Source organism: Micromonospora arida (genome assembly GCF_042873195.1).
GTDB lineage: Bacteria > Actinomycetota > Actinomycetes > Mycobacteriales > Micromonosporaceae > Micromonospora > Micromonospora arida.
In genome coordinates this window covers 1-24,574 of the sequence record NZ_JBIALC010000003.1, presented here as the reverse complement: position 1 = coordinate 24,574, position 24,574 = coordinate 1, and the positions used below count along the sequence as shown (strand labels likewise).

Genomic DNA, 24,574 nt, shown 5'->3' with positions numbered 1-24,574 from the left:
CCGCCCAGCGCTCCGCTCGGGCCCGGCCGGCCGGGGCACCCGAAGGGCGGGCACGGTTGACAGCGGTGGCGCCGATCGGCGAGATGGTCCTCGGGCTGCCCGATGCCAGTTTGCGTCCGTTCGTCGACCGGTACGTGGGCTACCGGGAACGGGCGGACGTGCCACTGGTCCGCCGGGAGTCGGCGGGCGTCTTCGTGGTGCTGATCCTGGGCTGGGGTGCTCCGCTGGACGTGACCGACCCGCGTAGCGCGCAGCGCGGCGTCACCGCGGTCGACTCGTTCGTGGCCGGCACCTTCGACAGTTGGTGCACCACGCGCACCGTGGGCGTGGGGGAGGGCGTGGAGTTGCTGCTCGCCCCCCTGACCGCCCGCCGGCTTCTCGGTCTGCCCCTGAGTGAGCTGACCAATCGGGCCGTCGGCGTCGGGCAGCTCCCGGGCCGTTGGCTGGATCGGCTGCGCGGCCGGCTCGCCGAGGCCACCGGCTGGTCGGAACGGTTCGACCTGCTCGACCGGGTGCTCGCCGCCCGGCTGGCGGCGTCCCCGCCGGTGGACCCGCGGCTCGACTGGGCGTGGCGGTGGCTGGCCGCCAGCGGTGGTCGGGGGAGCGTCGGTGTGCTCGCCGACGAGTTGGGCTGGAGCCGCCGGCACCTCGCGTCCCGGTTCCGGCAGGAGGTCGGGCTGCCGCCCAAGATGGCCGCCCGGCTGCTGCGTTTTCAGCAGGCTCACGCCGCGTCGACCCAGGCCGGCGAGGTCGGGCGGGGAGTCGACTGGGCCGCCGTGGCGGCGGGTTGCGGCTACTACGACCAGTCCCACCTGATCCGGGACTTCCACGAGTTCGCGGGGGCCACGCCGGCCGCGCTGCTCTCCGGCCGCTGACGAGCGCCGGCCGACCGGAGCCGGGCCGGCGACCCGCCGAGCCGACCGGAGCCGGGCCGGCGACCCGCCGGCCGACCGGAGCCGGGCCGGCGACCCGCCGAGGTCACATTCGTCCAATCCGGAGCCGCGCCGCCGGCCGCAGAATCGGTTCATGCGAACCATCTATCCGATCTTCCGTTATCCCGATCCCCGCGCCGCGATCGACTGGCTCGGTGCCGCCTTCGGTTTCCGGGTGCATGCCGTGCACGAGGCGCCGGACGGTACGGTCGCGCACGCCGAGCTGGTCCTCGACACCGGAATGATCATGCTGGGTGCTCGGGCCGACGCCCCGCCCCGGCCGGCCGACGACGACTGGTCGGTCTACGTGGCCGTGCCGGACGTCGATGCCCACTGCGCCCAGGCCCGCGCGGCCGGCGCCGAGATCATCCGCGAGCCGTTCGACACCGACTACGGCTCCCGTGACTACTCAGCCCGCGATCTGGCCGGCAACGTCTGGTCCTTCGGCACCTACCGACCCTGAGCCGGCCACGCCGACCTGGGATGGGCGGCCCGGCGGGACCAGCCTCAGCGTCCTGAACCGCACTGACCTGCGGAAACGGTGTGTTCGGGCTGGCCCGACCGGCCGGCGGCGTCGAATGCCCTGATTGCGGTGCGCGAGCGAGCTATTGCACTGGGTGATCGTCCTGCGTAGTCTCCCTCGGTGGGGAGGCCGGGATGCCGCTGCCAACAAGTCCTGTCATTCGACGTGCACGTCTCGGCGCAGAATTGCGCCAACTCCGTCGGCGCGAGTCGCTGACCCTGGAGCAGGTCTGCGACCGGCTGGGCTGGGCCTCGACGTCGAAGCTGTCCCGCATCGAGCTGGGTCAGAGTCGCCCGGACCTCGCCGACGTGCTCGATCTGCTGGATGTCTACAAGGTGCCCACGCCCGCCCGGGAGGCGCTGATCGTCATCGCCCGGGACGCGGCGACCAGTCGAGGCTGGTGGAAGACGCTGGGCGAGATGAGCGAACGGCAGCGCACCTACGCCGAGTTGGAGGCGGGCGCCGCCGACATCGTCGAATACCAGCCGTCGGTGGTGCCGGGGCTGCTCCAGACGCCCGCGTACGCCCGGGTGTTGGTCACCGCCGGCGCCCAGCTCACGCCGGAGGTCGATGTGGAGGCCGAGGTGCGCGCAAGGGCACTGCGGCAGGAGGTGCTTCGGCGGGCCTACCCGCCGCGCTACACGGCGGTGCTCGCCGAGGCCGTCTGCGACCGGGGTGACCTGCCGGTGGCGGTCTGGCGTGAACAGCTGCGTCATCTGGTCGCGGTGACCGGCCTGTCCCACGTCACGGTGCGGCTGTTGCCACGCGGAGCGGCCGGTGGCGGGCTGCATCCGCTCACACCGTATTCCTGTTACGCCTTTCCCGACCCGGCGGACCCGCGCACGGTCATGCTCGAGGCGTTGACCACCGACGTCCGGTTGGCCACCGTGCTCGACGTCGGCCGCTACGAGCGGATGACAGCCGCGCTGCTGGCCGCGGCGCTGTCACCGGAGGAGACGGTCACCGTGCTGGCCCGCCGCGTCGGCGAGTAACGGTTGACCGGTGCCGACGGTGACGCGCCGCGCGGCCACCGGGCCCGGCGCCCCCGAGCCCGTCGGGACCGGCGGCCGGCGCGTGCGCCCGGCACGATAACCGCGGGGTACGACAGTTCGGCTCAGGCCGGTACGTCGAGGAAGTGTTCGACCACGGGCGGTCCCGCGAAGTGCGGCCCGATCAGCGCCCGCCACTTGTCGAACCGTTCGGTGGCCCGGAAGTTCTTCTCGTGCGCCTCGACCGAGTCCCATTCGACGAGCAGCACGAAGCGGGTCGGTGACTCGATTCCTCGGGTCATCCGCACGGACCGGCAGCCGGTCGCTCCGGCGAGCACCGGGTGACCCTCGGCGTACGCGGCGGCGAAAGCGTCCTCGTGTCCGGGTAGTACGTCGATCAGCGCAACCTCAAGCACCATGTCGGACAGCCTCCCACGGCGGTCGGGGCAGTCGGTGTCGCGGGTCTGTGCCGACCACTGCCTGGACTCCGCTCGGCTCGACCGAGGACGTTGACACAGACCCTAGGGTGGCCTCGTGATCATCGATTGGCTCACCGGCACCGCGTTTCGGGTGGCCGGTACGGGCACCACCTGGGCGGAGCTGCTGGGGTTCGTGACCGGTGTGCTCAACGTGTGGCTGGTGGCCCGGCAGAAGATCGCCAACTGGCCCATCGGCATCGCCAACGTGCTGCTGCTCATGGTGTTGTTCTGGACCGCCGGGCTGTACGCCGACGCGGGGCTTCAGGTCGTCTACGTCGCGCTCGGCTGCTACGGCTGGTGGCACTGGCTGTTCGGGGGCGAGCGGCGTACCCGGCTCACGGTCAGCCGGACGGGGCGGCGGGAGTGGCTGGCGCTGGCCGCCGCCGGGCTGCTGCTCACCGGCGCGCTCTGGGTGCTGCTGGACCGGGCCACCGACTCGACAGTTCCGCTGCCGGACGCGTTGACCACGGCGCTGTCCCTGCTGGCCACGTACGGGCAGACCCGCAAGCGGGTGGAGAGTTGGTGGCTCTGGATCGCCGCCGACCTGATCTACATCCCCCTGTACGCGTACAAGGGGCTACACCTGACGGCCGTCCTCTACCTGGTCTTCCTCGCTCTGTGCGTACTCGGGTTGCGGGCCTGGCGCGCCGACCTGCGTCGGGCCGACCGGCCGAGCGCGGTTCCGCCCGGCCCGGCCCCGGTCACCGCGTGAACGCCGAGACGTCCGGCCGCGCACCGACGCCTCGTGGGCCGTCCCGCTCGGCGGAGTTCGAGCACGGGATGGTGGTGGGCAAGTTCTATCCACCGCATGCCGGGCACCACGCGCTGATCCGGGCCGCCGCCGCCCGCTGCGCCGAGGTGACCGTCGTCGTGGCGCCCTCGCGTCGGGAGTCCATTCCGCTCCCGCTGCGCCTGGACTGGCTGCGCGAGGTGCACGCGGACACGCCGTGGGTCCGTTTCGTCGGCCGGTACGACGACCACCCGGTGGACTACGCCGATCCGGCCGTCTGGGACGCGCACTGCGCGGTGTTCCGCGAGGCGGTCGGGTCGGGGTCGGTGGACGCGGTCTTCTCCTCTGAGGCGTACGGCGCCGAGTTGGCGCGCCGCTTCCACGCGGTACCCGTGGCGGTGGATCCGGATCGGCGGACAGTGCCGGTGTCCGGGACGGCCGTGCGCGCGGACCCGGCGGGTCACTGGCGGTGGCTGAGCCCGCCGGTGCGGGAGTGGTTCGTCCGGCGGGTGGTGGTGGTCGGCGCCGAGTCGACCGGGACCACGACGATGGCGGCGGCGCTCGCGGCGCACTACGGCACGTCCTGGGTGCCGGAGTACGGCCGGGAGTTGACCGCTCGCAAGCTGGCCCGGTTGCGGGAACGCATGCCGGAGGCGACCGTCTTCGATGTCGCCTGGGACCGGGACGACTTCCGCGCCGTGGTCCGCGAGCAGCAGGCGGCCGAGGACGCGGCGGCCCGGACGAGTGGGCCGCTGCTGGTCTGCGACACCGACGCGCGGGCGACGGCGGTGTGGGAGGAGCGCTACCTGGGCAGCGCGTCGGAGGAGGTACGGGCGGCGGCCCGCCGGCCGGCGCTGTATCTGCTGACGGATCACCGGGGGGTGCCGTTCACCGATGACGGTCTGCGCGACGGTGAGCACCTGCGGGCCTGGATGACCGAGCGCTTCCGGGCCGAGCTGGCCGGGTGCGGGGTGCCGGTGGTGGAGTTGGCGGGGTCGCACGCCGATCGGGTGGCCCGAGCGGTGCGGGCCTGCGACGACCTGCTCGCCGCCGGCTGGTCGCTCGCCGACCCGATCGCCGCACCCGACGTGCACTAGCCTCCTAGGAAGCCCTGGCCGGTGTGACACGTCGAACGATGTGCGGCGCCACCGGGTGCCCGGGGTGTGATCACGGGGCGTGGTGGGCAACAATGGTCATCGAGGAGGGGAGTATTCCCCCGCAACGGAGTCGTCAGCACGGTCGATCGCCGGAACCACGGCGGCCCGACCCGGCCCCGTAGGTCGCCGCCCCGAACCGGGGCGACGGCGGAAGAGACCTCCGACAGTCACCAGAGTGAGCGACAGCGGCACGCCGGCTCCCGCAGGGGCGTACGGTGTGCCCGACGCCGCGTGTCTGCCGGAGGAATGAACGTTGGACGTGTCCGGATTGGTGTGGGCGGGGACGCTTGTCGCACTGACTGCGGTCCTGCTCGTCGACCTGTTGATCATCGGTCGACGCCCGCACGAGCCGAGTGTGCGGGAGTCGAGCCTCTGGGTCGGCTTCTACGTCGGTCTCGCCCTGCTCTTCGGTGCGGGTGTCTGGCTGACCTCCGGGGCCAGCGCGGCCGGCCAGTTCTACACGGGCTGGCTCACCGAGTACAGCCTCTCGGTGGACAACCTCTTTGTCTTCGTGATCATCATGGCCCGCTTCGGGGTGCCTCGGCAGTACCAGCAGAAGGTGCTGCTCGTCGGCATCGTGCTGGCGCTGGTGATGCGCGGCGGGTTCATCGCCGCGGGTGCGGCGCTTATCACGCAGTTCTCCTGGGTCTTCTACATCTTCGGCGCGTTCCTGATCTACACCGCGGTGAACCTGGCCCGGCAGGGTGAGCCGGACGAGGACGAGTTCTCCGAGAACCTGCTGATCCGGTGGAGCCGCAAGGCGCTGCCGATCTCGAAGGACTACGACGGCGCGAAGCTCACCACCCAGGTGGCCGGCAGGCGCCTGTTCACCCCGATGCTGATCGTGATGATCGCGATCGGCACCACTGACCTGATCTTCGCGCTGGACTCGATCCCGGCGATCTTCGGCATCACCCAGGAGCCGTACCTGGTCTTCACCGCGAACGTCTTCGCGCTGATGGGCCTCCGGCAGCTCTACTTCCTGCTCGGTGGCCTGCTGGACCGGCTGATCTATCTGAGCTACGGCCTGGCCGTCGTGCTCGGCTTCATCGGGGTCAAGCTGGTGCTGGAGGCGCTGGCCGACAACAACCTGCCGTTCATCAACGGTGGCGAGCACGTCGGCTGGGCGCCGCACATCCCGATCTGGTTGTCGCTGCTGGTCATCATCGGCACCCTGGGCATCGCCACCGCCGCCAGCCTGATCAAGTCCTCCCGGGACCGGCGTCGCGAGTTGGCCGACGCCCGCCGCTGACCGGCCACCGGCCGGGTGCGGACACGCGCCCGGCCGGTGAAGGGCGTGTTCGGAAACGCGCCCTAGACCCGGTGCGCGCCCACCAGCGTGGCGGTCCGGTCGGCCGGCAGTTCCTCTTCGATGACCCGCCGCCGCCGGTAGCAGGCGTGCAGCATCCGGCGCTGCCCGGCGTCGCCGGGGGCGGCGGTGACGATGCCGATGTGGTGGATCTTGCGGCCGGGTCGGGCGAAGAAGTAGAGATCGCCGGGGCGCTCCGCTCCCAATGGCAGCGGGGTGGTGGCCACTGCCTGGTCGTCGGCGTCGCGGGGCAGCAGCACCCCGAACCGCCGCCAGGCCAGATGCACCAGCCCCGAGCAGTCGATGCCGTGCGCGGAGAGACCGCCCCAGATGTAGACGACGTCCAGCAGTCGCTGCGCCACCGCGAGCGCCTGCTCGGCGGCCGGCGACGCGGCCGACGCCGGGACCAGGTGCCCGTCCGGCAGCCAGAGCGGCGTGGCCCGGCCGGGGACGTGCACCGGCCGCCAGTCGTCGAGCGTGGGGCCGGCCGGGACGAGCCGGGTGCCGACGACGACGCCGGGCAGCACCACCGGCCCGTCCGGGGCGGCGTGCAGCCCGGTGACCGTGGCGTCCACCATCAGCGGGTGGTCGATGCTGGTGTGGGCCGGGTCGAGAACGGCCAACTGCTCGGCGGGGAGCCAGCCCGGGTAGCCGCGGGGGTCCAGCTTGGCGGCTGGTTGTTCGACGGCGACGACCCGGGCCCAGCCGTCCGGGCGTAGCTCGCTGACGAGGACCCGTTCGCCGAGCAGGAGTTGACTCAGCACGCAGTCGCCGACCTGCTGGTCGGTGTCCATGCCCGAGACCCAGGTCGGGATGTCGGCGCCGGCGGTCAGCGCCGGACGGTCGACCGGGCGGACTGCCTCGGGGGAGGTCCACAGCGTCGCCACGGCGACCCGGACGACGGCCTCGCGGCCCGGTTGCAGCTCCACGTCAACCCCCAGATCGTGTCGGCTGTCCAGGGAAACCCTATGAAAGAAACCGACGGTCATCAACCACGAGTCTGCACTTTTGCTTCAGTAAGGCCGGAGATGCCCAGGCCAGGGGCGTCCGGCAGCACCACGGTCGCCCCGTCGTAACGGATGCCGCCCTGCACCGGTGACCAGGCCAGCCACCAGGCGGCGTCCAGGTCGGCGACCGCTGTGGTGCCGTACGCGGCGACCAGGCTCGCCGCCGCCCCGATGCCGACCTGGCTCTCCATCATCGAGCCGACGACCGTGCCGAGCCCGTGCGCGGTGGCCAGGTCGAGGAGGGTACGGGCCGGATGCAGCCCACCGCACTTGGCCAGCTTGACGTTGACCAGGTCGGCGGCCCGGCGGCGGATCACCTCCACCAGGTCACGAACCCCGAAGACCGCCTCGTCGGCCAGGATCGGCACGGACACCCGGTCGCTGACCCAGGCCAGCCCGTCCAGGTCCCAGCGGGCCACCGGCTGCTCGACCAACTCCACGTCGAGCCCGGCGTCCTCGATGCCGCGGATCACCCGGACCGCCTCCCGGGGCGTCCAGCCCTGGTTGGCGTCCAGCCGGATCCGGGTGCCGGGGCCGACGGCTGCCCGTACCGCGCGCACCCGGTCCAGGTCACCGGCCGCGTCGGTGCCGACCTTCAGCTTGAGCACGCCGAAGCCGTCGGCCTGCCGCTGCCGTGCCGCGGTCGCCAGGTCCACCGCGTCGCCCGCCGCCAGCGTGACGTCCGTCGGGACCCGCAGCGTGGTGCCCCCGAGCAACCGCACCAGGGGTACGCCCAACCGCCGCGCGGCGAGGTCGTGCAGGGCGACGTCCACCGCCGCCTTCGCGGCCTCGTTGCCGACCACGGCGCGCTGCACCTCGGCGCAACGGGTCACCAGGTCGTCCGGGTCGCGGCCGATCAGCTGTGGGCCGAGCAACTCGAGGACGCACGCCTGCGCGCCGGCGACGGACGCGCCGGTGACCTGCCAGACCTGGGGCGCCTCACCGAAGCCGGACCGGCCGTCGCTGTCGACGAGCTCGACGACCAGCGTGTCCACTGTGGTGGTGCGGCGTAGCGCGGTGACGAATGGGGTGTGTAAGGGGGCGGAAACCCGGTGGGTGCGTACCGCCGAGATCGTCATATGGGGCACCCTATACGGAGGTTCATCTTCGGAGGGGAGACCGGATGACCGGGCAGGGCTGGGAGCTGGTGGGTGCACCGAACGCACGTGACCTGGGTGGGCTCGTCGGCGCGGACGGGCGGCGGGTCCGGGTCGGCCAGTTGATCCGCACTCCGGCGCTGGGTCGGCTGACCGACGAGGACCTACCGGTGCTGGCGAAGCTGGGGCCGGCGTGCGTGGTGGATCTGCGCGACGCCTCGGAGATCACGGTCGCGCCGGAGGACCGGTTCGCCGGTGAGCCACGGGTGGTGTGCCTGCCGGTGCACGATGCGGAGCACCCGGTCTTCACGTACGTCTCGGCGGTGCTGCTCGGTCACGACCTGAACGCGTACGCGGAGCTGGCCCGGCAGGGCACGGCGGGAGCGATGGCGGCGATCTACCGCTGGTTCGTCACCGGTGAGTCGGCGCGGGTCGGTTTCGCCGAGGCGGTGCGGCTGGCGTCCCGGCCGGAGAATCTGCCGCTGCTCTACCACTGCTCCGCCGGCAAGGACCGCACCGGTTGGCTGACCGTCATCCTGCTGACGGCGCTCGGGGTGGACGAGGCGGCCATTCGCGCCGACTACCTGCGCAACAACGAGCTGACCGACAGCCTGCGGGCGGTGATCGTCGAGGCGATGCGTCGGCGGAATCCCGAGTTGGACGTCGACGCGGTGCTGCCCGTGCTGGAGGTCCGCGCCGAGTACCTCGACGCCGGTTACGCCGAGGTGCGTCGGGTGCACGGCTCGTTCGACGCGTACCTGCGTGACGGGCTGGGGCTCACCGACTCCGACCTCAGGGCATTGCGGGCGCAGTTGCTGGAGTGACCGGTGCTTGCGGGGGTGCGCCGATGCGGGCGGCCAGGCCGAGGACGATCAGTGCCTGGCCGGCGGCGTAGGTCGCCATGACCAGCACCGGCGCGCCGGGTGGCTGGGCCACCTCGGCCACCCCGGCGGCGATCAGCAGGTCGGAGCCGAGGAAGAGCGCGGCGCCGAGACCGACCCGCCAGCCCTTTGTGGTGGCGGTGGTGGCCATCGCGGCCAGCGCGAGCGCGTAGCCGGCCACCGGCACGGCGAGCCCGACGTCGGTCAGCCCCGCCCACATCCACCACAGCGCGACGACGGTCAGCACCGCGTACCCCAGGGGGACGGCGAGCAGCGGCGCACGCCGCAGCGCGGTCGCGGCGCCGTGTCGGGTGAACGCCGCGATGTAGCAGAGGTGCGTACCGAGGAAGCAGGCCATGCCGGCGATGAACCAACCGGTGCCGTCGCCGAGCAGAAACACGTCACCCCCGGTGGAGAAGGCCAGCCCGACGAGCACCAGCCGGTCCGGTCGGGCCGCGCGTTCGGCGCTGACCCGCCAGAGGTACGCGGCCAGCAGCGGCATCAGCAACGGCTTGGTGAGCACCTCGGCCACGCGGCCATCGGTGGCGTTGGCCAGCAGGTTCGCCGCCGTCACGACGAGGAAGGCGACGAGGATGGTGCGACTGCGGGGCATCTGCGGCTCCGGGGTGGGGGTGCCGAGCAGCTTAGCCGCAGTCGGCGGCGCTGGCCTCGCCGCCGAGGCTGTCGGGGTCAGAGTTGGTGGCGGGCGGCCCAGACCTGTGCCGAGATGTGTGCGAGCAGCAGGCAGGCGTCGTCCTCGACCTGGTCGTCGCCCTCGGCCAGCTCGGTGGTGGTGCAGACGGCGATGAGGTACGGCGGGGCGTCGTCGGGCAGCACCACGCCGGCCCCGTGGCGGACGCCGCGTACCCAACCGTTCTTGTGCGCGATGGGCGTGCCCTCGGGCAGGCCGGCGGCGAGGTCCTCGCGGTGTTCCTGGGCGAGCAGGACGTCCAGCATGGTGGTGCAGGCGGCCGGTGAGGCGAGTGGGCCGGGGGTGTCTGCCCCGGTGGCCAGGGTGCCGAGCAGGGCGGCCAGGTCGGCGGCGGTGACCGTGTTGGTGATGCCGGCCTCGCGGGCGGCGAAGTCCTCGATACCGCGGCCGGTGACGCTGTTGCGGGCACCGGCGAGCGCCCAGACCTCGGCGACGGCGGGCAGCCCGATGTGGCCGAGGACGAGGTTGGTGGCGAGGTTGCTGGAGCGCACGATCATGCGGTCGGCCAGCCAGCGCAGCGACGCGGTGCCGCCGATGCGGTCCCAGACCGCGTCGTCGTTGTCGTAGTGCTGCGCGTTGGCGAAGCGGGGTGCGCCGGGCCGGGCGGAGTCGAAGTCGTTGACGACCGGGACCGGAGCGTCCAGGTCCAGGGTGCCGGCCTCGGCGGCGCGGTGCAGCGCGGCGAGCACCGCCACCTTCATGGTGCTCGCGGCGTAGTGGCCGGCGTCCGCGTGACGGGTCCAGGTCGGCGGCGCGTCGAGTCGCCCCACGTACGCGGAGACGGTGCCGGGCACCCGGTCCAGGTGGGCGTCGAGATCATCCCAGGTCATGCCGGTGACCGTAGCGGATCAAGCGGGGGTGGGCTCGCGTACCCGTCGGGGTAAAAACGACGGGCGCGCCGACCGCAAGCGGTCGACGCGCCCGGTGTCGGGTGCTGGTGGGTCAGCCGGCGTGCTTGCGGCGGGCGGCCGCGCGGCCCCGCTGCTGCTGGTCGAGCACGACCTTGCGGATGCGCACCGCGGTCGGGGTGACCTCGACGCACTCGTCCTCGCGGCAGAACTCCAGGGCCTGCTCCAGCGAGAGCTTGCGCGGCGGGATCAGCTTCTCCGTCTCGTCGGACGTCGACGCCCGCATGTTGGTGAGCTTCTTCTCCTTGGTGATGTTGACGTCCATGTCGTCGGAGCGGGAGTTCTCCCCGACGATCATGCCCTCGTACACCTCGGTGGTGGGGTCGACGAAGAGCTGGCCGCGCTCCTGAAGGTTGATCATCGCGAAGGCGGTGACCGCGCCGGCCCGGTCGGCGACCAGCGAACCGTTGTTACGGGTGCGCAGCTCGCCGAACCACGGCTCGTACGACTCGAAGACGTGGTGCAGGATGCCGGTGCCCCGGGTGTCGGTGAGGAACTCGGTGCGGAAGCCGATCAGGCCGCGCGCCGGCACCAGCCACTCCATCCGGATCCAGCCGGTGCCGTGGTTGACCAGCTGCTCCATCCGGCCCTTGCGGGTGGCGAGGAGCTGGGTGATCGCGCCCAGGTATTCCTCCGGGGCGTCGATGGTGAGCCGCTCGACCGGCTCGCAGGTCTTGCCGTCGATCTCCCGGGTGACCACCTGCGGCTTGCCGACGGTCAGCTCGTAGCTCTCCCGGCGCATCTGCTCGACCAGGATGGCCAGCGCCAGCTCGCCGCGGCCCTGCACCTCCCAGGCGTCCGGCCGCTCGGTGGGCAGGACCCGCAGGGACACGTTGCCGATCAGCTCCTTGTCGAGCCGGTCCTTGACCATCCGCGCGGTGACCTTGGAGCCCTTGACCCGGCCGACCAGGGGCGAGGTGTTGGTGCCGATGGTCATCGAGATGGCCGGCTCGTCGACGGTGATCAGCGGCAGCGCGACCGGGTTCTCGACGTCGGCGAGCGTTTCACCGATCATGATCTCGGGGATGCCGGCGACGGCGATGATGTCGCCCGGGCCGGCGGTCTCGGCCGACGTGCGCTCCAGGCCCTCGGTCATCAGCATCTCGGAGATGCGGACCCGCTGGGTGCTGCCGTCGGTACGGCACCAGGCCACCGTCTGACCCTTGTTGATGGTGCCCTGGCGGACCCGGCACAGCGCCAGCCGGCCGAGGAACGGCGAGGCGTCCAGGTTGGTGACGTGCGCCTGCAACGGCGCGCCGTCCTCGTACGAGGGTGCCGGGATGGTGTCCAGCAGGGTGCGGAACAGCGGCTCCAGGGAGGTGCTGTCGTCGGGCACCGAGCCGTCGGCGGGCTGGGTCAGCGAGGCGATACCGTCGCGGGCGCAGGCGTAGACGATCGGGAAGTCGATCTGCTCCTCGTCGGCGTCCAGGTCGAGGAAGAGCTCGTAGGTGTCGTCCACGACCTCCTTGATCCGGGCGTCCGGACGGTCCACCTTGTTGATCACCAGGATGATCGGCATCCGGGCCCGCAGCGCCTTACGCAGCACGAAGCGGGTCTGCGGCAGGGGGCCCTCGCTGGCGTCGACGAGCAGCACCACACCGTCGACCATGGTCAGGCCGCGCTCCACCTCGCCACCGAAGTCGGCGTGGCCGGGGGTGTCGATGATGTTGATGGTGACGGGGTCGGAGCCGTCCGCCGGCAGGTAACGCACACCGGTGTTCTTGGCCAGGATCGTGATGCCCTTTTCCCGCTCCAGGTCACCGGAGTCCATCACCCGCTCGGTGTTCTCGCCGCGTGCGCCGTACGCGCCGGCCTGCCGCAACATGGCGTCGACCAGGGTGGTCTTGCCGTGGTCGACGTGAGCGATGATGGCGACGTTGCGGAGGTCGGTGCGAAGCTGCATACCCTCTATCCTTCCGCCTGCGCTCGCGCAGGCTGCGTCGGGGTCACCCCCAGGTGCCCCTGATCTATGGTGAAACCGCTGTGCCGGTGGTTCCCCCGGCTGGCATGCTGGCACCCGTGTCCCGGGGGCCTGAGTGCACGACCTGCTGACCTGGGTGCAGGGTCTGCCCACCCTGTGGATCTACCTGGTCGCCGCGCTGATCGTGGCGGGCGAGACCGCGGTGATCTTCGGCCTGCTCGTGCCGGGTGAGGCTACCCTGCTGCTCGTCGGCTTCCTCACCTACAACGGTACCTTGCGGCTCGGGCCGGCGTTGCTCGCGATGATCGTCGCGGCGGTCCTCGGCGATGGGCTGGCCTTTCGTGCCGGGCGGCGGTACGGCCCTCGGCTGCGCGCCGGTCTGGGCCACCGGGTCGGGCCCGGGCGGTGGGCCCGCGCCGACGCCATGCTCGCCCGCCTGGGCGGGCGGGGGGTGTTCGCCGCCCGTTGGGTGGCTTTCGCCCGGACCCTGGTGCCCCGGCTGGCCGGTGCGGCCGGCATGCCGTACCGGCGGTTCGCCCTCTGGAACCTGGCCGGAGTGGTGACCTGGGTGGGCGGATCGGTGCTGCTCGGGCACCTCGCCGGTGAGTCGTACGACACTGTCTCCCGGCTCCTCGGCCGGGCCAGCGGGGTGGCGTTCCTGCTGCTGGCCGGCCTGGTGGGTGTGGTGCTCGTGGGTCGGTGGCTGGGCCGTAATCCCGACCCGGTGCGCGCCCTGCTGTCCCGGGCCGGCGCTCTGCCCCCGGTGCGGTGGCTCACCGCCCGCTACGGGGTGCTGTTCTTCCTGGTGGCCATGCGGGTCGGCCCGGCCTGGACGCTGTTGCTCAATCTGGCCGCCGGGCTGCTGCTGCTGTTCGCCGCCGGGCTCGCCATCGCCGGTCTGCTCGCGGTGGCGGTCCGCAACAGTGGGCTGGCCGCGCTGGACGGTGCCATCGCGGGGTGGTTCGCCGCCCGGCGTACCCCGGACGCCGCCGACGCCACACTGGTCGTGGTGTCGGTGGTACGCGGGTCGGTGCTGATCCTGTTGGTGGCGCTGGTGGCGGCGGTGCTGGCGTGGCGCAACCGACCCTGGCGGGCGGACCTGCTCAGCGTGGTCGGCACGGTGGGCGCGTTCGTGCCGCTGGTGGTGCTGGCCGTGGTGGCCGAACTGACCGGCCCGAACGGGACCGCCCCGGGCGGCGGTGAGGCGGCTCCGCTCTCGACCCAGAACGCCGTGGTCGCGGCGAGCTTCTGCACCCTGGCCTGGCTGGTGTCGCGTAGCGCCCGCTGGCCGGTGGCGGTGGCCGCCTGGACCGCTGCGGCGGCGGGGGTGCTCGGGATCGGCGGCGCGCGGCTCTACCTCGGACTGGACACGGCGAGCGGGACGGCCGCGGCGGTGCTGCTCGGGGTGCTCTGGACTGTGGTGTTCATGGTCGCCTGGGCGACTCGGGACCGGGCGGTGGGCAACGGTCAACCCCCGGTGGACCAGGCCCCCCGGCGGCCGTCGCAGGGGCACCGCCGACCGGTCGAACCTTGTTAGGGTGCGACGACGATCACACGGGGGAGGCAACGGCATGGTTCGACGCGCCGATCGGCTGGGCGCCGCGGTGCTCGCCGGGCTTCTGCTGGCGAGCGCGCTGGTCGGCTGCGCCGCCAAGGGGGAGAGCCCATCGGGCCTGGCCGCGCCGGTCGCCGTCACCGACGGTTCGACCGATATGCCGTCCGACGAGGTCAGCGGGGAGCCGAGCCCGTCGGTGAGCGCCGTGGAGTCGATGGGCTCCGCGCCGAGTCGTAGCGCGACCCCGAAGCCGAAGCCGACGAAGAAGCCGACGCGGACGGCACCGAAGCCGCGCCCGGTGCCGAAGCCGCCCACCGAGACCGAGGTTCCGCCGGCGCCACCGAAGCCGGCACCGAGTTCCTGCAAGCCGACCTACAAGGGCACCCAGGCGACCCGGGCCCAGGTGAAGGCGGCGCTGACCGACGCGGCCAACCGCACCTACTGGCCGGTCTCGGCACCGGACATCAAGATCCCGCTCAACCTGCTCAAGGCAACCGCGTGGCAGGAGAGCGGCTGGCAGTCCAACATCTACGCCTGCGACGGTGGGGTCGGGCTGTTGCAGGTGATGCCGGACACCGCGACCTGGATGAACCAGCGGTTCGAGAAGAGCTACAAGATCGACGACTACCAGGACAACGCCTACCTCGGCGCCACCTACCTGGCCTGGGCGACGAAGTACATCGGCGACATGTACTTCGAGTCCGACTTCCGGCTCGACCCGGCACTGTGCACCAGCGAACTGAATTCCTGCCTGCTGAACGCGGTCATCGCCGCGTACAACTTCGGGCACGGTGCGGTGGCGCAGGAGGGGAAGCCGCTGGCCATCCCCAACCCGTCGTACGTGCGCAACGTGCGGGCGCTGATGAGCGAGTGCGTCTGCCTGGCGTACTGACCTCGTCGGGGCCGTGGCGGATTCGCCACGGCCCCGACGTGTCGGTCAGACGTGCGCGCTGACCGGCTTGGGTGAGCTCGGGGTGGCCTGCACCGGGTCGCGCGTGATCCGGCCGGGCCACCAGAAGCGGTCGCCGAGCAGGAACGCCAGCGCCGGCACCAGGACCGTACGGACCAGCAGGGTGTCGAGCAGGACACCGATGCAGACGATGATCCCGATCTGGGTCAGGGTGATCAGCGGCAGCACACCGAGCACGGCGAAGACCGCGGCGAGCAGCACTCCGGCGCTGGTGATCACGCCGCCGGTGACCTTCAGGGCGGAGAGCATGCCGGCGCGGGTGCCGGTGCTGCGGGCGTCCTCCCGGGCCCGGGTGACCAGGAAGATGTTGTAGTCCACCCCGAGCGCCACCAGGAACACGAAGGCGAGCAGCAGCACCCCGCTGTCCAGGGCGGGGAAGCCCAGCACGTGGTCGAAGAGCAGCCAGGCCGCGCCGAGGCTGGCGAAGAACGACGCGATCACGGTGAGCACCAGCAGCAGCGGTGCGAGCAGGCCGCGCAGCAGGAGCACGAGCACGGCGCCGACCAGCAGCAGGATGATCGGCAGGATGAGGCGTAGGTCACGGTCGTTGGCCTCGTCGGAGTCGTACGTGGCGGCCACGGAGCCACCGACGAGCGCCCCGGACGGGGCGTCGGCGCCGGCGGCGGCCGGCGGCGCGGAGTCGGGCACGGCGGCGACGGCAGCGCGCAGCGCCTCGATCGCCCGGTCCGAGGCGGTGGTGCCGGGTTCCGCGTCGAGGACCACGTCGACCTGGGCGACGGCCGCGCCGGTGTCGCCGGGGCGCGCCGAGGCGACACCGGGTACCGCGGTGGCGGCGTCGGTGACCGCCCGCACCGCCGCCGGGGTGGTGATCACAGCGACGGGTTGGGTGCTGCCGGCGGGGAAGGCCCTGGCCAGGGTCTGTGCCCCGCTCACCGCCTCGGGCTCGGCCCGGAACTGTTCGGTCTCGGACAGGCCGGTACGGATGCCGAGCCCACCCAGTGCCAGGCCGCCGAGCAGGAGGGTGGCCAGCGTCGCGACCACCACCGGGCGGCGTTGCACGGCGGCGCCGAGTCGACCCCAGAGCCGACCCTCGCGCACCGCGCCGCCGACCCGGGGTACGAACGGCCAGAACAGTCCGCGACCGAAGAGCACCAGCACGGCGGGGAGCACGAACAGGGCCGAGAGCATGGCGAAGACCACACCGGTGGCGCACGCCACGGCCAGCGCCCGATTGGTCTCCTGCTCACTGAGCAGCAGGGTGAGGACGCCGAGCACGACGGTGCCGCCGCTGGCGAGGATGGGCTCCGCGGTGCGGCGCAGCGCGGCGCGCATCGCCGCGAACCGGTCCTCATCGCGGCGCAGTTCCTCCCGGTATCGGGCGATGAGAAGCAGCGCGTAGTCGGTGGCGGCGCCGAAGACCAGCACGCTGGCGATGCCGGTGACCTGACCCTGTTGGAGGTTGATGCCGACGCCCGGCACGATGACGTCCACCGCGCGCAGGGTGAGCTGCTCGGTGGCGGCGACCACGACCAGCGGCACGATCCACAGGAACGGGCTGCGGTAGGTGATGAGCAGCAGCAGCGCCACGACGGCCGCGGTCACCGCGAGCAGGGTGATGTCGGCGCCGTCGAACACCGAGGAGAGGTCGGCGGTGAAGGCGGGGGAGCCGGTCACCTCGGCGGTCAGCCCGGGGAGGTCCGCCAGGGCGTTGCGCAGCTGGGTCACCGTCTCGGTGACGGCCTCCTGCCCGCCAGCGGTGTCGATCGGGATGGCGATGAGCGCCACCGTGCCGTCCGGGGAGACCTGTGCGGGGCTGACCTGCCCACCCACTGCGAGGCGGCCCAGCTCGCCGGCGCGGGCGTCGACGCTGGCCCGGTCGGCTTCGCTCAACGCGCCCCGGTCGCCTCGGCTGACCACCACGATCGCCGGTTGCACGTCGCTGGACGGCAGCTGGTCCTGTAGGCGCTGCACCTGGGTCGACTGCCACTCCACCGACAGTCCGGTGGCGGAGACCGGTGCCGGGTTGTCCGGCTGGGGTGTCCCGAAGACGGCCGCGGCGACGACAATCGCCGCAGCCACGGTGAGCCAGGCAGCCAGCCTGCCGCGGGCGACTCTGGTGAACACAGACATCAGTTGACCTCGAAGTCCTTCGAAAGCCGAGTATCTTGGCTTTCGAGATTATCGACGGTTGTTCTATGCTGCAACCCGAGAGACCGACGACGGGAAGAGCGGCGCGAGGTGGCGACTCACGGCATGTACCGACGGCGCGACACGCGCCGCGAGCAGCTGGCCGCGGAGATCACCAACAGCCTCCGGCGGTACTCGGCGGACGCCCAGCAGGTCGGCCACGCCTTCGCCAACCTGCACGGCCTCAACCCGACCGACCTGCAGGCCTTGATCGCCGTGATGGACGCCGAGAGGCTCGGTGACCCGATCACCCCCGGCCGTCTCGGTGAGCAACTCAACCTCTCCTCCGGCTCGGTCACCGCCCTGATCGACCGACTTGAGCGGGCCGGCCACATCCGCCGCGACCGTGACACCGTCGACCGGCGCAAGGTGCTGCTGCACTACGCCGACCGGGGCGCCGCCCTGGCCATGCAGTTCTTCCGGCCGCTGGGCGCCCGTACCGACGAGGTGATGGCCCGCTTCAGCGAGGACGAGCTGGAGATCGTCCAGCGGTTCATGGCGGAGATGAGCGAGTCTCTGCGGGGCCACCGCGACGCGGTACGCGCCGCCCGGCCCGAGTCGCCCCGCCGCCCGACGGGCTGACCGGTGCCGCAACGGCTCGCCGCCGCTGCACTGCGACTGCCACCGGTCCGGTCCGGTTCGGTGCGGGTCACCCGCGACATCCCGGTACGGACCCGCGACGGCGTGGTGCTGCGCACCGACCACTACGCCCCGGCCGTCCGCAGCGCGCCGACCGTGCTGATCCGCACCCCGTACGGGCGGGGTGGACCGCCGCGGCTGCTCGGTCGGCTGCTCGCCGCACGGGGCCGGCACGCGGTGATCCAGTCCTGCCGGGGCACCGACGGCTCCGGTGGGACCTTCGCCCCGCTCGTGCACGAGCGCGACGACGGCGCGGACACGCTGGACTGGCTGCGTCGCCAGCCCTGGTGGTCCGGGCAACTCGGCGTGTTCGGCGTCAGCTACCAGGGCTTCGCCCAGTGGGCCCTGGCCGCCGACGCCGGCGAGGAGCTGCGCGCGATGGTCGCCGTGGTGACCGCCTCGGCCACCCGCGACTCGACGTACGCGGGGGAGTCCTTCGCCCTGGACACCGTGCTGACCTGGGCGGAGCTGCTGCACGCGCAGACCGTGCCGTGGCTCGCCCGGCAGTGGGAACTCAAGCGCGGGCAACCCCGGCTGGCCGCCGCGCTGGAGCACCTCCCCCTGACCGACGCCGACCGGGTCGCCACCGGCGTGACCATCCCGTTCTTCCAGGAGTGGCTGCGCCACCACACCCCGCAGGCCGCGTACTGGCGAACCCGGGTCTTCGCCGACCAGGTCGCGAAGGTGCAGGCCCCGGTGGTCATGGTCACCGGTTGGCACGACATCTTCCTGCCCGCCCAGCTCGACGACCACGCCGTTCTGCGCGCCGCCGGCACACCGCCGCGCCTGGTGATCGGCCCGTGGACGCACGGCACCCCCGGCCTGTTCGTGGCCGCGCTGCGAGAGGGGTTGGCCTGGCTCGACGAGCACCTGCCGGCCGCGCCGCGGTCGCCCGTCCCGGCGGGACCAGCCCGGCCGCCCGTGCGCATCCACGTCAGCGGCGCCGGTGGCGGCTGGCGGGACCTGCCGGACTGGCCACCCCCGGCGGTCGAGACCGCCTGGCACCTGCAACCCGGTGGCGAGCTGGCGGCGCGCCCACCTGTCGCGTCGACACCGGACGCACTCCGCTACGACCCCGCCGACCCCACCCCGTCGCTCGGCGGTCCACTGCTCGTCGCCCAGCGGGCCGGCCCGGTCGACAACCGGCGTGTCGAGGCCCGCCCCGACGTGCTGACCTACACCAGCGCCCCACTGACCGCGCCGGTCGAGGTGATCGGCCCGGTCCGCGCCGAGATCCACGTCCGCAGCGATCTCCCGTACCTGGACGTCTTCGTTCGTCTGTGCGACGTGGACCGCCGGGGTCGCTCGTGGAACGTGTGCGACGGCCTGGTGCGGGTCACGCCCGAGCGCTTCCCGGCCGACCCTTCCGGGGCGCTGCGGATCCCGGTGCCGCTCTGGCCGACCGCGTACCGCTTCGCCGCCGGGCACCGACTGCGCGTGCAGGTCTCCGGCGGCGCCCATCCACGGTGGGCGCGCAACCCCGGCACCGGGGAATCGCTCGGCACGGCGGTGACGCTGCGTGCCGGTTGGCGGCAGGTTCTGCACGACCCGGCGCACCCCTCGGCGCTGCTGCTGCCGATCGTCCACTCTGCTCCGCAGCAACCTCCAATCTGAACAGACCCATCCTGAGCTGGGCGTTTACCGAAAATGCGGGCTATGGTTGGGTCAACGCCCGGCGCCGTGCACCAGTAGGCCGGGCTCGCCCGAAGCCCAGCACCGCGTACGCGGTGTGACGTCGTGCCCGGTCCCCGCCTCTCGGAAAGGGGGACCCCATGACCCGGGCCCCGGCTAATCTTCTGGCCGTCCGAAGCCTGCTCCTCACTCACCTCGACAACGCCCCTGGGCCCGACGACCTGGACCCGGGCGAGGTCGGCATCGTCGGCGACTCGTCCCACCGAGGCGGCTACCACTGCGGATCGGACCGGGTGGTCCCCAACGACTACTCGGTGGTCGAGTCGCCCCGGGACCGGGCCGGGCTGACCCTCGACGCGGCGGCGCTGGACGTCGGCCAGTTCGACGTCCGCTCCGGTGGCCGATCGAACACCCTGTCCAGCTTCTCGGTCTGGTGCGTCGCGCAGTGCGTCGCGAACGCGGCCGACACCCGGGACATCCGGGAGATCATCTACAGCCCCGACGGCAGCACGGTGAAGCGGTGGGATCGCCTGGGCAAGCGCACCACCGGCGACAGCTCACACCGCTGGCACACCCACTTCAGCTTCTTCCGCGACGCCATCAAGGCGGGCCGCGACCAGCGGCCCCTGTTCCGCCGCTACCTCAGTTCCATCGGACTCCTGGAGGACGACGACATGACCCCCGAAGAGCACAACTGGCTGGCCACCGTCCACAAGAACCTCACCGTCCTGGACGGCCGCAACCCGATCGGGCAGATCTACACCCGGATGGCGATGGGTGAGGACGCCACCGTTCCGAACTTCAAATCGGCCCACCCGACCCTGAAGTCGCTAGGCCTGCAGGTGACCGCCCTGCAGGCCGCGCTGACGGAGCTGTCCAACCGGGACTTCACCGACGAGGACGCAATCATCCAGGGCGTGCTGGCCGGGCTGACGCCGGAGGAGATCGCTGCCGCGATCCCGCCCACGATCGCCAAGCAGGTAGCCGACGAGTTGGCCCGCCGGCTCGTCGCCTGAGCGAGGGGCGGCTCGTAGCCGCCGGGCCGTCCCTCTTGACGCAATCCGCAACGACTGTTAGGCAATAACTGTTGCGCAACAGTCGTTGCGGATGTCAGGCTGTCGGCATGGACAGCTCCGACGTACGCCAGATCACCGACTCCCGGGTGCTGGCCGCCATGTCCCACCCGCTGCGCCGCCGGCTGATGGACGTGTTCAAGGTCCACGGCCCCTCCACCGTCGGGCTGCTCGCCGAGCGCACCGACCAGGCCCCCGCGAACGTCAGCCACCACCTCAAGGTCCTCGCCGCCGCGGACCTGGTCACCGAGGCCCCCGAGCTGGCCCGGGACCGGCGCGAGCGGTGGTGGCGTCTGGTCACCCGAGGGCTGCGCTGGTCCAACACCGACTTCGACACCGACCCCGCCGCCCGGGCGGTCGCCGACGCGGCCACCTCGCTCAACCTCGACCGGCACGTCGCACTGGCCCGCGCATGGCACGCCGCCGACGAGACCGAGCAGGCATCCTGGCACGACGCCGCGTTCTCCACGGACCACTGGCTGCGCCTCACGCCCGAGGAACTGGCCGAGCTGAGCCGCGAGATGATCGGCCTCCTCTCGCGCTGGGCCAACCGGGACCTGCCCGACGACGACGCCGAGCGCCGACCGGTCTTCGTGTTCGTCCACGGCGTGCCGGCGCGACCGTGACCGCCGCCACCCGCAGCGGCCCGACCCCCGTGCGCCAGGCCGGCGGGCTGCTGCGGCACCGCGACTTCCGGCTGCTCTGGACCGGCCAGACGGTCAGCAGCATCGGCAGCAACGTCACCACTGTCGCGCTTCCGCTGGTCGCGGTCGCCGTCCTGGACGCCGGCACCTTCCAGGTGGCGGTGCTCACCGCCGCGGCCTGGCTGCCCTGGCTGGTGATCGGCCTGCCGGCCGGCGCGTGGGTCGACCGGCTGCCCCGTCGACCCGTGATGGTGGCGTGCGACCTGTTCCGCGCCCTGCTCTTCATCAGCGTGCCGCTGGCCGCCGCACTCGACCGGCTCACCGTCTGGCACCTGCTCCTGGTGGCGCTCAGCGCCGGCGTCGCCCGGGTCTTCTTCGAAACAGCCGACCAGGTGTACCTGCCGGTGCTGCTGCGACCCGAGCAACTGCCGGAGGGCAACGCGAAGCTGCACGCCGCCCAGACCGCGAGCTATGTCGTCGGCCCCGGCGTCGCAGGTCTGATCGCCCAGCTCATTGGTGCGGTCACCGCTCTGCTGCTGGACGCGATCAGCTTCCTGGTCTCCGCGGTGTGCCTGCTGCGGATCCGCACCGTCGAACCGCGCGTTCGCCGAGTGGACCAGTCCCGGTCACTGCGCCGCGACATCGCCGAGGGGCTGCGCTTCGTCGCCCGAGACCCGTACCTGCGGGTGCTGACGGTTTTCGGCGCGGCCAGCAACATCGGGCTGACCGGCTACCAGGCCGTCCTGGTGGTCTTCCTCGTCCGTGAGTTGCGTCTCGAACCGGGCCTGGTGGGCGTCCTGATCGCTGTGATGAGCGCCGGAGGGATCATCGGGGCGTTGCTCGCCACCACGCTGGGCCGGCGCTGCGGCACCGCGCGGGCGGTGCTGATCGGGGCGGCGTTCACCGGCCCGCCGGCTCTGCTCATTCCGCTCGCCGCACCCGGCATCGGGCTGGCCTGGCCAGCCCTCGGAGGTCTGCTGATCGGCCTCGGGGTCGCCATCGGCAACGTCGTCAAGGGCGCCTTCCGGCAGACCTACACGCCGCACCACCTGCTGGGCCGGGTGACGGTGAGCATGCATCTGCTCAACTACGGAACGATCCCGCTGGCGGCCCTGCTGGCCGGTGCGATCGGCGCGCGCTACGGCGTCGCGACAGCAATATTCGTGATGACCGCCTGGTTGGCGCTCACCCCGTTGATTCTGTTCATCGGGCCAATCCGGAGGCGGCGGGACCTGCCCGCCGCCCCGGCGGCGTCTTGAGTGCGCTGCGACGGCGGCCGGAGGACCGGCCGCCGTCACCGGCACGGAGCTACATCGGGCGGACGTTGTCCGCCTGCGGACCCTTCTGCCCCTGGGTCACCTCGAACTCGACCTTCTGGCCCTCGTTGAGCTCCCGGTAGCCGCTCGAAGCGATGGCGGAGTAGTGGACGAACACGTCCGGCCCTCCACCGTCCTGCTCGATGAAGCCAAAGCCCTTTTCCGAGTTGAACCACTTAACCGTGCCGGTTGCCATGCATCTCTCCCTGTTCAAAGCGGCTGACCCTCGGCCTCTGGCCGATGATCGCCCGTACCTGTTCGACAGTAACGGGCAAAACCCCGATCCGCTGGCCGAAGTGCCGTAGGTCTTTGTGTGAAGTCGGGTGAACTCTGCGCGGCGGCATGCGAAACGCGCCCCGACCAACCGCCGCTGGGGCATGCTTGCGCCGATGAGAGATGCCGCAGCCGACGCGCTGACCGAGCTGGAAGGCGAGATCCACGCGCCCGGCGCCGGTCTGGACCGGCTCCGGTTGATGCCCACCCCGTTCGTCCCCGAGGTGCGGCTGTACCTGGCCGAGGACGCGATCGTCTGGTGGGCCCGGATGGAAGCCGCCGCCGGGCACGCCCTGCCCGCGCCGTACTGGGCGTCCGCCTGGGCTGGCGGCCAAGCCCTGGCCCGCCACCTCCTCGACCACCCGGAGCTGGCCGCCGGCCGCCGTGTGCTCGACCTCGCCGCCGGGTCCGGGCTGGTGGCCATCGCCGCCGCGCTCGCCGGCGCCGCGGAGGTGACCGCCAACGACATCGACCCGTACGCCGTCGCCGCCGTCACCCTCAACGCGCGGGCCAACCACGTCGCCGTCGACGCCACCGGGGACGACCTGCTCGACAGCACCGAAGCGAAGGTCGACCTGGTCGTCGCCGGAGACGTCTTCTACGACCGCGCGATGGCCGACCGGATGCTGCCCTTCCTGCAGCGGGCAGCCGCCGCAGGTGCCGACGTGCTGGTCGGCGACCCCGGCCGCGGACACCTACCGACGGACCGCCTGACCGTGCTGGCCGACTATCCGGTGCCCACCACCGAACCGTCGGTCGACTCGTCGCTACGCCACGTGCAGGTGCTGCGCCCCGCCTGAGGCGACCCCCGACTCAGGGGCGACCCCGAGGCGGATACCAGGGGTCACTGGGGCTACAACCCGATGTCCGAAGTGGTGCTCCGGCCATAGCGTCGACGCATGACGCAATGGCTGGCCCAGATCGGAGAACTACCGATTCTGCTGCTGATGGGTGCGCTCGGGCTCGTCATGCTCTTCGACGCCGTACCCCTGCTGGGTGTCCTCATCCCCGGCGACATCGCGATCCTCGCCGCCGTCGGGGTCGGCCGCCCGAGTACCGGGCTGGCCACCTTCACCGCGGTGCTGATCGGCTGCCTGGCCGGCTGGTCGCTGAGCTTCCTGGTCGGCCGTCGCTACTCCGACCGACTGCGCGACAGCCGCGTCGGCGGCTGGATCGGCGAGGCCCGCTGGACAGCGGCCGAAGGAATCCTGCGTCGCGGCGGCGGCCGGATGATGATGGTCGCGCCGTTCCTGCCGGTCTTCAACGCGCTGCTGCCACTGGCGGCCGGCGGGCTGCGGATGTCGTACCGCCGATTTCTCGGCTGCGCGACGGTCGGCGCGGCCGCCTGGGCCGGTCTCTACCTCGCCCTGGGCACCGCGTCGCGGTCGGTGGCCGGGCTGCTGCCGGGCGACCCCAGCCCGCTGCTGGTCACGATGGGGGTCGGACTGGTGCTGGCTTCCGTCGCGTTGCTGGGGGCGCGGCGGCGGTTGTTCTCCGTCGTTGGCTGAGCTTTCTTCGTTCCGGGGGTCGCTGGGGCCGGGTGCGGTGGGTGGGGGCGGGGGGCGCCCCCCCCCGGGGGGGGGGGGGGGTGGGGTTTGGGGGTCGGGGGCGCCGGCCGGGCACCGCCCAGCCGCGGGTAGGGGGAGAGGGGGGGGCGCCCGGTACATCGCGGGGGGCGC

Annotated in this window: 24 protein-coding genes; 16 read left to right on the top strand and 8 right to left on the bottom strand. The window is 72.2% G+C overall.

Annotated elements, in window-relative coordinates:
* Positions 1 to 65 precede the first annotated feature (65 nt).
* From ACFYP0_RS11250 to ACFYP0_RS11240, 3 genes are all read left to right on the top strand, one after another.
* Positions 66 to 875: an AraC family transcriptional regulator gene (locus tag ACFYP0_RS11250; protein ID WP_244219072.1), complete on the top strand. Its 810-nt coding sequence runs from the start codon at positions 66 to 68 to the stop codon at positions 873 to 875.
* Between the two features lie 151 nt (positions 876 to 1,026).
* Positions 1,027 to 1,395 (top strand): VOC family protein, encoded by a 369-nt coding sequence (locus ACFYP0_RS11245; RefSeq protein ID WP_112677378.1) that lies wholly within the window; start codon positions 1,027 to 1,029, stop codon positions 1,393 to 1,395.
* Between the two features lie 194 nt (positions 1,396 to 1,589).
* The gene (locus tag ACFYP0_RS11240; RefSeq protein ID WP_386995556.1) at positions 1,590 to 2,447 is read left to right on the top strand and encodes a helix-turn-helix domain-containing protein; all 858 of its coding nucleotides are present in this window, start codon (positions 1,590 to 1,592) and stop codon (positions 2,445 to 2,447) included.
* Positions 2,448 to 2,569: 122 nt separating this feature from the next.
* Here ACFYP0_RS11240 and ACFYP0_RS11235 read toward each other — a convergent pair whose 3' ends face one another.
* On the bottom strand, positions 2,570 to 2,863 hold the full coding sequence (locus tag ACFYP0_RS11235; protein ID WP_210785904.1) for an antibiotic biosynthesis monooxygenase family protein: 294 nt from the start codon (positions 2,861 to 2,863) through the stop codon (positions 2,570 to 2,572).
* Between the two features lie 115 nt (positions 2,864 to 2,978).
* Between ACFYP0_RS11235 and pnuC the strand changes: the two genes are divergently transcribed.
* The 3 genes from pnuC to ACFYP0_RS11220 all read left to right on the top strand — a co-directional run bounded on the left by pnuC (position 2,979) and on the right by ACFYP0_RS11220 (position 6,062).
* Positions 2,979 to 3,635: a nicotinamide riboside transporter PnuC gene (gene pnuC / locus ACFYP0_RS11230; protein WP_124858838.1), complete on the top strand. Its 657-nt coding sequence runs from the start codon at positions 2,979 to 2,981 to the stop codon at positions 3,633 to 3,635.
* Positions 3,632 to 4,750: an AAA family ATPase gene (locus ACFYP0_RS11225; RefSeq protein WP_386995554.1), complete on the top strand. Its 1,119-nt coding sequence runs from the start codon at positions 3,632 to 3,634 to the stop codon at positions 4,748 to 4,750. Before pnuC ends, ACFYP0_RS11225 begins: the two co-directional genes overlap by 4 nt.
* A 313-nt stretch (positions 4,751 to 5,063) precedes the next feature.
* Positions 5,064 to 6,062 carry a TerC family protein gene (locus ACFYP0_RS11220; RefSeq protein WP_124858837.1) on the top strand — a complete coding sequence of 333 codons (999 nt, stop codon included), beginning with the start codon at positions 5,064 to 5,066 and terminating at the stop codon, positions 6,060 to 6,062.
* A 62-nt stretch (positions 6,063 to 6,124) separates the two neighbouring features.
* Here the strand turns inward: ACFYP0_RS11220 and ACFYP0_RS11215 are convergent, their stop codons facing one another.
* Positions 6,125 to 7,108 carry a C40 family peptidase gene (locus ACFYP0_RS11215; protein WP_386995551.1) on the bottom strand — a complete coding sequence of 328 codons (984 nt, stop codon included), beginning with the start codon at positions 7,106 to 7,108 and terminating at the stop codon, positions 6,125 to 6,127.
* The gene (locus tag ACFYP0_RS11210; RefSeq protein ID WP_356981039.1) at positions 7,108 to 8,205 is read right to left on the bottom strand and encodes a mandelate racemase/muconate lactonizing enzyme family protein; all 1,098 of its coding nucleotides are present in this window, start codon (positions 8,203 to 8,205) and stop codon (positions 7,108 to 7,110) included. Before ACFYP0_RS11210 ends, ACFYP0_RS11215 begins: the two co-directional genes overlap by 1 nt.
* A 44-nt stretch (positions 8,206 to 8,249) precedes the next feature.
* Here ACFYP0_RS11210 and ACFYP0_RS11205 point away from each other — a divergent pair, with 44 nt between their 5' ends.
* Complete coding sequence (locus ACFYP0_RS11205; protein WP_386995549.1) at positions 8,250 to 9,047, top strand: tyrosine-protein phosphatase; 798 nt, start codon at positions 8,250 to 8,252, stop codon at positions 9,045 to 9,047.
* On the opposite strand, the gene ACFYP0_RS11200 is transcribed toward ACFYP0_RS11205, so the two are convergent.
* The 3 genes from ACFYP0_RS11200 to typA all read right to left on the bottom strand — a co-directional run bounded on the left by ACFYP0_RS11200 (position 9,016) and on the right by typA (position 12,627).
* Positions 9,016 to 9,717 (bottom strand): lysoplasmalogenase, encoded by a 702-nt coding sequence (locus ACFYP0_RS11200; protein WP_386995548.1) that lies wholly within the window; start codon positions 9,715 to 9,717, stop codon positions 9,016 to 9,018. The genes ACFYP0_RS11205 and ACFYP0_RS11200 overlap by 32 nt on opposite strands.
* Before the next feature lie 77 nt (positions 9,718 to 9,794).
* The gene (locus ACFYP0_RS11195; protein ID WP_386995545.1) at positions 9,795 to 10,646 is read right to left on the bottom strand and encodes a serine hydrolase; all 852 of its coding nucleotides are present in this window, start codon (positions 10,644 to 10,646) and stop codon (positions 9,795 to 9,797) included.
* 112 nt (positions 10,647 to 10,758) lie between these two features.
* Positions 10,759 to 12,627: a translational GTPase TypA gene (gene typA / locus ACFYP0_RS11190; protein ID WP_356981031.1), complete on the bottom strand. Its 1,869-nt coding sequence runs from the start codon at positions 12,625 to 12,627 to the stop codon at positions 10,759 to 10,761.
* A gap of 133 nt (positions 12,628 to 12,760) precedes the next feature.
* Here typA and ACFYP0_RS11185 point away from each other — a divergent pair, with 133 nt between their 5' ends.
* The gene (locus tag ACFYP0_RS11185; protein ID WP_386995543.1) at positions 12,761 to 14,182 is read left to right on the top strand and encodes a DedA family protein; all 1,422 of its coding nucleotides are present in this window, start codon (positions 12,761 to 12,763) and stop codon (positions 14,180 to 14,182) included.
* A 34-nt stretch (positions 14,183 to 14,216) separates the two neighbouring features.
* Complete coding sequence (locus ACFYP0_RS11180; protein WP_386995540.1) at positions 14,217 to 15,092, top strand: transglycosylase SLT domain-containing protein; 876 nt, start codon at positions 14,217 to 14,219, stop codon at positions 15,090 to 15,092.
* Between the two features lie 45 nt (positions 15,093 to 15,137).
* Here ACFYP0_RS11180 and ACFYP0_RS11175 read toward each other — a convergent pair whose 3' ends face one another.
* Positions 15,138 to 17,261, bottom strand: a complete 2,124-nt coding sequence (locus tag ACFYP0_RS11175; protein ID WP_386995538.1) for an MMPL family transporter — start codon at positions 17,259 to 17,261, stop codon at positions 15,138 to 15,140.
* Positions 17,262 to 17,384: 123 nt separating this feature from the next.
* On the opposite strand from ACFYP0_RS11175, the gene ACFYP0_RS11170 reads away from it, so the two are divergent.
* The 5 genes from ACFYP0_RS11170 (at position 17,385) to ACFYP0_RS11150 (ending at position 22,565) form a co-directional block, all read left to right on the top strand.
* Positions 17,385 to 17,900 (top strand): MarR family winged helix-turn-helix transcriptional regulator, encoded by a 516-nt coding sequence (locus tag ACFYP0_RS11170; protein WP_386995536.1) that lies wholly within the window; start codon positions 17,385 to 17,387, stop codon positions 17,898 to 17,900.
* Between the two features lie 3 nt (positions 17,901 to 17,903).
* Complete coding sequence (locus ACFYP0_RS11165) at positions 17,904 to 19,571, top strand: CocE/NonD family hydrolase (protein ID WP_386995533.1); 1,668 nt, start codon at positions 17,904 to 17,906, stop codon at positions 19,569 to 19,571.
* Between the two features lie 158 nt (positions 19,572 to 19,729).
* Positions 19,730 to 20,605, top strand: coding sequence for a hypothetical protein (locus ACFYP0_RS11160; RefSeq protein WP_386995531.1), 876 nt, complete (start codon positions 19,730 to 19,732; stop codon positions 20,603 to 20,605).
* Positions 20,606 to 20,712: 107 nt separating this feature from the next.
* Positions 20,713 to 21,288, top strand: coding sequence for an ArsR/SmtB family transcription factor (locus ACFYP0_RS11155; protein ID WP_386995529.1), 576 nt, complete (start codon positions 20,713 to 20,715; stop codon positions 21,286 to 21,288).
* Positions 21,285 to 22,565 carry an MFS transporter gene (locus ACFYP0_RS11150; protein ID WP_386995528.1) on the top strand — a complete coding sequence of 427 codons (1,281 nt, stop codon included), beginning with the start codon at positions 21,285 to 21,287 and terminating at the stop codon, positions 22,563 to 22,565. Before ACFYP0_RS11155 ends, ACFYP0_RS11150 begins: the two co-directional genes overlap by 4 nt.
* Positions 22,566 to 22,614: 49 nt before the next feature.
* On the opposite strand, the gene ACFYP0_RS11145 is transcribed toward ACFYP0_RS11150, so the two are convergent.
* On the bottom strand, positions 22,615 to 22,818 hold the full coding sequence (locus tag ACFYP0_RS11145; RefSeq protein ID WP_007462771.1) for a cold-shock protein: 204 nt from the start codon (positions 22,816 to 22,818) through the stop codon (positions 22,615 to 22,617).
* Positions 22,819 to 23,011: 193 nt separating this feature from the next.
* On the opposite strand from ACFYP0_RS11145, the gene ACFYP0_RS11140 reads away from it, so the two are divergent.
* A complete protein-coding gene (locus ACFYP0_RS11140) occupies positions 23,012 to 23,695 on the top strand; it encodes a class I SAM-dependent methyltransferase (RefSeq protein WP_386995526.1) in 684 nt (227 codons plus the stop codon).
* A 99-nt stretch (positions 23,696 to 23,794) separates the two neighbouring features.
* Positions 23,795 to 24,403, top strand: coding sequence for a DedA family protein (locus ACFYP0_RS11135; RefSeq protein WP_124858822.1), 609 nt, complete (start codon positions 23,795 to 23,797; stop codon positions 24,401 to 24,403).
* Positions 24,404 to 24,574: the final 171 nt, after the last annotated feature.